Source organism: Brevundimonas sp., assembly GCF_032017145.1.
Taxonomy (GTDB): Bacteria; Pseudomonadota; Alphaproteobacteria; order Caulobacterales; family Caulobacteraceae; genus Brevundimonas.
Genome location: NZ_DALZQC010000145.1, coordinates 1 through 6,168, shown reverse-complemented (window position 1 = coordinate 6,168; position 6,168 = coordinate 1). Strand labels below are relative to the sequence as shown.

Sequence of the window (6,168 nt, the reverse complement as noted above, 5' to 3'; positions counted from 1 at the left end):
GCCGCCGAGGCCACGCGCGCCGCCCAGGACCAGTACGACCGCGACTACGCCGCCTGGCGCGAACAGGTCCGCCTGTGCCAGTCGGGCGTCCGCGCGGCCTGCGGCACGCCGGTCGGACCGGCGCGCTAAGGGTCTGCGTCTCAGGCGTTCGATTGGGCCTTGGCGATCAGGTCGTCGCCGATCCGGCGGGCGCGGCCCACGGACCGCGCCTTATCTTCCGGCGGCGACATTCCCATGTCGCGCGCCGTCACGGCCGCCTCGACCGGCCCGGCGGCGCCCGAAAGACGACGGGTGTCAGCCCGCGACCAGGCTCATGTCGCGCCGGGCCATCATGCGGTCGAACTCGGTCCAGACGCCGTCGGCGCCGTGCCAGTTGCCTTGCGTCGCCGCCTTGGAATATTCGGTGGCGCGGGCCTCGAAGAAGTTGGCGTGCTCGACCCCCGACAGCAGAGACTGCAGCCACGGCAGCGGGTTTTCCATCACCCCATAGACTTCAGGCAGCTTCAGCTGGCGCAGGCGCCAGTCGGCGATGAAGCGGATGTACTGTTTGATGTCGTCCGGCGTCATGCCCTGGACCGAACCCATCTCGAAGGCCAGGTCGATGAACTTGTCCTCCATGTTCACCACCGTCTTGCAGCAGTCGACGATGTCGTCGGCCACGGTCTTGGTGACGGCGCCCGTCTCCTTGTTGAAGGCGTGATACAGCTTGATGATGCCCTCGCAGTGCAGGCTCTCGTCGCGCACCGACCAGGACACGATCTGGCCCATGCCCTTCATCTTGTTCTGGCGCGGGAAGTTCATCAGCATGGCGAACGACGCGAACAGCTGGACCCCTTCCGAGAAGCCGCCGAACATGGCCAGGGTGCGGCAGATGTCGGCGTCAGAATCGACCCCGAACCGGCCCATATAGTCGTGCTTGTCCCGCATGGCCTCGTATTCCATGAAGGCGCCGAACTCGCTCTCGGGCATGCCGATGGTTTCGAGCAGCAGGGCGTAGGCCGCGATATGGATGGTCTCCATATTGGCGAAGGCGGCCAGCATCATCTTCACCTCGGTCGGTTTGAACACCCGGCCGTAGCGCTCCATGTAATTGTCCTGAACCTCGATGTCCGCCTGGGTGAAGAAGCGGAAGATCTGGGTCAGCAGATTGCGTTCGTTGTCGTTCAGGGTCGAGGCCCAGTCCTTGACGTCCTCGCCCAGCGGCACCTCTTCGGGCATCCAGTGGACCTGCTGCTGCTTCTTCCACATGTCGAACGCCCACGGATAGCGGAACGGCTTGTAGGCGGCGGACGGGGTCAGAAGACCGGCGCGGTCGGGATGGATGATCGGGGTGATGGCGTTCATCGAACTGGACCTGAGAGCGATTCTGAAGACGCATTCACCATGCGACTCCCACGCCTCGGCGCCAAGCCGAAATTAGTCTATGTTGCGATCACATTTCGTTCGAACCGCTACATATAGTAGATTGGTCACAGCAAACTGGGGAGCGACCTGGGGATGAAATATCGCATCTACGGCGCGGCCGGTTCCGGCTCGGTCCCGGTCGAAGCGGCCTTGACCCTGATCGGCGCGCCCTATGAAGTGATCGTGGACGCCCCCACCTGGGAAGGCGATCACCAGCGCGACCGCGTGGCGCCCGTCAATCCGATGCGCCAGTTGCCGGCCGTCATCGCGCCGGACGGCGAAGTCATGACCGAGAGCGCGGCCATTCTGATCTGGCTGGCCGAACGGCATCCGCAGGCGGGGCTGGCGCCGGCGGCGGGCGATCCGGAACGTGGTCAGTTCCTGCGCTGGATGACCTTCATCCCCGCGTCGATCTATTCGATGTACTGGGTGCGCGACGTTCCCGCGCGGCTGGCGGGCGACGATACCGAGGATCAGGCGCGCATTCTGGAGCGGACGGAGGATCGGATCGCCGAATGCTGGCGCACGATGGAGGGCCAGTTGTCGCCCGGCCGTTTCCTGCTGGGCGAGCGGATGACGATGCTGGACCTCTATGTGACCGTGGTCAGCCGCTGGCGGCCGATGCGGCGGCGCTTCTACGCCGAAGCGCCGCGATTGGCCGAGGTGGTCCGGCGGATCGACGCCCTGCCCGAACTGGCCGACTTCTGGGCCGCGCGCTTTCCGTTCGAGGCTGGCTGGGAAGGCTGAGGCTTCAGGCGGCCCGCGCCGCATCCGCCCGCTTGGAGACCGTGTCGAACACCGCCTCGATGGCGGCGTAGAGCTTGGCCTGGGTGACGGGCTTGGCCAGATGGCCGTCCATGCCGGCGGCAAGGCATCGGGCCGCATCCTCGGGCATGGCCTCGGCGGTCACCGCCAGCACGGGCACGTCGCAGGTCGGAGCGTCCATGGAGCGCAGGGCGCGGGTGGCGGTCAAACCGTCCATCACCGGCATCCGCACGTCCATCAGCACAAGGTCGAACGCCTGATCCTTTAGCGCCTCCAGGGCCTGCTCGCCATCGCCGGCCTCGGCCGTTTCGCAGTCCGCCGCCTGAAGCATGATCCGCAGCAGATCGCGATTGGCGGGATGGTCGTCGACGATCAGGACCCGCGTACGCCGGCTGTGGAGCGGCTCCATCGCCTCTTCCTCCTCCGTGGCGACGCTCGGCGCCGGCACGGTCAGGGTGATGGTCGAACCCTGCCAAAGGACGCTTTCGACCGTCACGTTCCCGCCTAGACAGTCGATATGGGTCTTGGCGAGGGCCAGCCCCACGCCGGCGCCTTCATGGGCGCGACTGGTCGTGGCGTCGGCCTGTTCGAACAGGCGGAACACCCCCGCGCGCGTCGCCTCGTCCATGCCGCAACCGGTGTCGGACACGTCCAGGACCAGTCGGTCTTCCGTCCGGCGCACCGTCAGGCCCACTCGTCCGTGCGCCGTGAACTTGACCGCGTTCTGGGCCAGATGGTGCAGGGTCTGACGCAAGCGCCGGGCGTCGATCAGGATGCGCCCCTCGGCTTCCGGCGCGATGCGGAGGTCGAACTCCAGCCCCTTGACCCTGGCCCATTCGCGGGCGGGTCCGACGGCGTCCTCGATGATCTCTCGCAGGTCATTGACCCTGGGCGCAACCTCGACCCCGCCGCGCGACACCTCCAGCAGATCCTCGACCAGGCGCAGCATGGCCTCGCCGCAGTGGCGAACGGCGTCGACCTGGCGCACGCCCTCGGCATCCAGGCTGGGGTTGCGCGACAGCAGGTCGGCATAACCCGTGACGCCGGTCAAAGGCGTACGCATCTCATGGCTCATCATCGCCAGGAACCGGCTCTTGGCGGCGCGATCCGCTTCGGCGCGCCTTCGCGCGGCCAGGGCGACCTCGGTCCGTGTCTTCAGACGCTCGACCAGCCGCCGCCGTTCGCTCGACAGGGTGGTGATGGGCAAGGCCGTGCCCAGCAGCGCCAGCAGAAACAGATGGAAGACGCCCATCTGCCGCATCGCGATGGGAACGCCCTGCATCTCCGGCGTAGCCGCCAGTCTGGTCAGGGTGATCGGTCCATGTCCCGTCAGGGTCGCAGCGGCCGCCCAGACGGAGATCAGAATCACCGCGGTCGCTGTCCAGGGCGGCGACAGACGGAAGGCCAGCAGAATGAGCGGCGGGAAGACCAGGAACAGCACCGGCGCCTGGCTCTGGCTGAAGACGGCCGCCGTCAGACCGACGACCAGCCCGGCCAGCAGCGCGATTTCGGGCCGACGCGCCACCCCGTCGGCGCGGAACCTGTGCTGGCGCGCCATGAGCAGGAGCGAAGGGGCCACGATCAGCATGGCCAAGGCCTCCATCTCGAACAGATAACGCAGCCGATAGGCCAGTCCGCCAAAGGGCGTGTGCCCCATCGCCAGGATCATAAGGCCCGCAAGCGCCGTGCTGAGAGCGACGGCGGGGATAAGAGCCAGGGCGAACCGCAGCAGCCGACGCGGGCGGCGCATGTCCAGCGCCGCGCCGCCGAAGCGACGGGCCAGAAGGGTGGTGACGAGCACCTGGATCAGGTTGAACAGGGCGTTGGTCCACAGAAACAAACCTGTATCGCCTCGCACCAGATTGCCCAGCAGATTGAGGGCGACCGCCGCCCCCATCACCTGAACCGCCTGTTTTCGAGGCAACTGCAGCAAGGCCGCCACCAGCACGGCATTGGCGGGCCACAGGATGGTCACGGAAAAGGTCTGCGCCATCCAGAGACCAGCCAACTGGCAGGCGCCGAACAGAGCCAGATAGGCCCAGGCGGGCGGGCCGGCGACACGGCCGGCTTCATGGCGAAACAGTCGCCACGGGACGGGTTTCATGAAGCGCTTCGTGCTGGTCATGCAATGAGTATCGCACGCAGGTCTTAATGATCCCGGCGCCGCTGACTTAGGTATTTTCCCGGAACCGCCGTGCAGGGTCGTCGTTCCCTTGCCCTCGCCAGGGAGGGCGCCGCCGATGTCCGACATGATCGCCGAACCGACGTTCGAACCGCCAGCCGACGCCTTGGCCTTCTACGAGGAAAGCCTGCGCCTGCTGAAGGAAAGCGGCATCCCCTTCCTGCTGTCCGGCACCTATGCGGTGACGGCCTATACGGGCATCCGTCGTCCGACCAAGGACCTGGACGTCTTCTGCAAGCCCGGCGACTATCCCCGTATCCTGGCCTTCTTCCAGAAGCACGGCTATCGCACCGACGTCGAGGACGAGCGCTGGATCGCCAAGGTCTGGAAGGACGAGAAACACTTCTTCGACGTCATCTTCGCCATGTCGAACGGCACCATCGCGGTGTCCGACAGCTGGTTCAGCGAGGATCGGATCACCGTCTATGGCCATCAGGTCCAGATCACCCCGCCAACGGCCCTCATCCTGTCCAAGGTCTTCATCCAGGACCGCTATCGCTATGACGGCGCCGACGTGAACCACGTCATCCTGAAACAGTCCGACGCCATCGACTGGAAGAGCCTGCTGGACCAGATGGACCTGTATTGGGAGGTGCTGGCGGCGCATCTGCTGAACTTCCGGTTCGCCTATCCGACAGAGCGCGACCGGATTCCGCGCTGGCTGATGGAGGAGTTGGTCGAGCGGCTGACGGCCCAGATCGACCTGCCGGCGCCGCGCGTGAAGGTGTGTCGCGGCCGGCTGTTCAGCCCGCGCGACTATGTCGCCGACGTCGCCGAATGGGGCTTTGGCGACGTGGTCGGCAAGGGGCTGGAGGAACGCCACGACCCGGTCAATCTGGGTCACTGAGAGGGAGAGCCGCCATGACCGACGCGACCGTCGACCCCCAGACGCCCCAGCCCGGCCTGGAACCCGGCCCGGCCAAGAAGATGCGCGTCGCCGCCGTCGGCGACCTGCACGTCGGGGAGACCAGCGAACGCCCCTATCGGGAGCTGTTCGAACGGGTGTCGGACGACGCCGACGTCCTGTGCCTGTGCGGCGACCTGACCAACTACGGCAAGACGCCCGAGGTGGAGCGGCTGCTGGAGGACTTGAAGCTCTGCACCCTCCCCATGGTCGGCGTCCTGGGCAATCACGAACATGAATGCGGCCAGCCGGAAGAGGTCGAACGGATGCTGACCGACGCCGGGGTCAGGATGCTGAACGGCGAGGCCTATGAGATCGACGGCGTGGGGTTCGCGGGCGGCAAGGGATTCGTCGGCGGCTTCGGCCGCTATATGCTGTCCTCGTTCGGCGAAGCCTCCATCAAGCGCTTCGTGCAGGAGGCGGTCGAGGACGCCAATCTGCTGGAAAACTCGATCCGCAAGCTGCGGACCGAGCGTTCGGTGGTCCTGCTGCACTATGCGCCCGTGGTCGAGACGGTCATGGGCGAACCGCCCGAGATCCACGCCTTCCTGGGGTCGTCGCGCCTGGCCGAGACCATCGATCGCTATGACAACGTCAGCCTGGTGCTCCACGGCCACGCCCATCGCGGCGGGCCGGAGGGGCGGACCAACCGGGGCGTTCCGGTCTACAACGTCGCCCTGCCGGTTCTGAAAACCCTGGGCGACACGCCCTATCGGGTCTTTGAAATCTGACGCTTGTGGTCCACGGTAAGCGCTCTCGGGCCTGACCACAGGCCCCTTGCGGCCGACATCGGCCTCGCCCCGGAGTTCTTCCATGCGTCTTCTGTCCTGCACCGCCGCCGTCGCGGCCCTGGTCCTGAGCGGCCCGACCCTGGCCCTCGCCCAGACGGCGACCGCCCCGGCCCCCGCCGCCC

The 6,168-nt window shown here is 66.6% G+C and carries 5 protein-coding genes; 3 read left to right on the top strand and 2 right to left on the bottom strand.

From position 1 onward, the window contains the following. Nucleotides 1–294: 294 nt before the first annotated feature. Nucleotides 295–1,344: a ribonucleotide-diphosphate reductase subunit beta gene (locus RTU05_RS16505; protein ID WP_312599419.1), complete on the bottom strand. Its 1,050-nt coding sequence runs from the start codon at nt 1,342–1,344 to the stop codon at nt 295–297. Nucleotides 1,345–1,497: 153 nt separating this feature from the next. Here RTU05_RS16505 and RTU05_RS16500 point away from each other — a divergent pair, with 153 nt between their 5' ends. After that, nucleotides 1,498–2,151 (top strand): glutathione S-transferase family protein, encoded by a 654-nt coding sequence (locus tag RTU05_RS16500; protein ID WP_409411643.1) that lies wholly within the window; start codon nt 1,498–1,500, stop codon nt 2,149–2,151. 4 nt (nt 2,152–2,155) lie between these two features. Here RTU05_RS16500 and RTU05_RS16495 read toward each other — a convergent pair whose 3' ends face one another. Continuing rightward, on the bottom strand, nt 2,156–4,294 hold the full coding sequence (locus RTU05_RS16495; RefSeq protein ID WP_312599418.1) for a response regulator: 2,139 nt from the start codon (nt 4,292–4,294) through the stop codon (nt 2,156–2,158). Between the two features lie 115 nt (nt 4,295–4,409). On the opposite strand from RTU05_RS16495, the gene RTU05_RS16490 reads away from it, so the two are divergent. After that, nucleotides 4,410–5,198: a hypothetical protein gene (locus RTU05_RS16490; protein WP_312599417.1), complete on the top strand. Its 789-nt coding sequence runs from the start codon at nt 4,410–4,412 to the stop codon at nt 5,196–5,198. Nucleotides 5,199–5,212: 14 nt separating this feature from the next. Further along, nucleotides 5,213–5,986, top strand: a complete 774-nt coding sequence (locus tag RTU05_RS16485) for a metallophosphoesterase (RefSeq protein ID WP_312599416.1) — start codon at nt 5,213–5,215, stop codon at nt 5,984–5,986. Nucleotides 5,987–6,168: the final 182 nt, after the last annotated feature.

What these genes read in the sequence shown, in the direction of transcription:
- RTU05_RS16505 (WP_312599419.1), bottom strand. Translation starts at nt 1,344, where the DNA reads ATGAACGCCATCACCCCGATCATCCATCCCGACCGCGCCGGTCTTCTG.
- RTU05_RS16490 (WP_312599417.1), top strand. Translation starts at nt 4,410, where the DNA reads ATGTCCGACATGATCGCCGAACCGACGTTCGAACCGCCAGCCGACGCC.
- RTU05_RS16495 (WP_312599418.1), bottom strand. Translation starts at nt 4,294, where the DNA reads ATGACCAGCACGAAGCGCTTCATGAAACCCGTCCCGTGGCGACTGTTT.
- RTU05_RS16485 (WP_312599416.1), top strand. Translation starts at nt 5,213, where the DNA reads ATGACCGACGCGACCGTCGACCCCCAGACGCCCCAGCCCGGCCTGGAA.
- RTU05_RS16500 (WP_409411643.1), top strand. Translation starts at nt 1,498, where the DNA reads ATGAAATATCGCATCTACGGCGCGGCCGGTTCCGGCTCGGTCCCGGTC.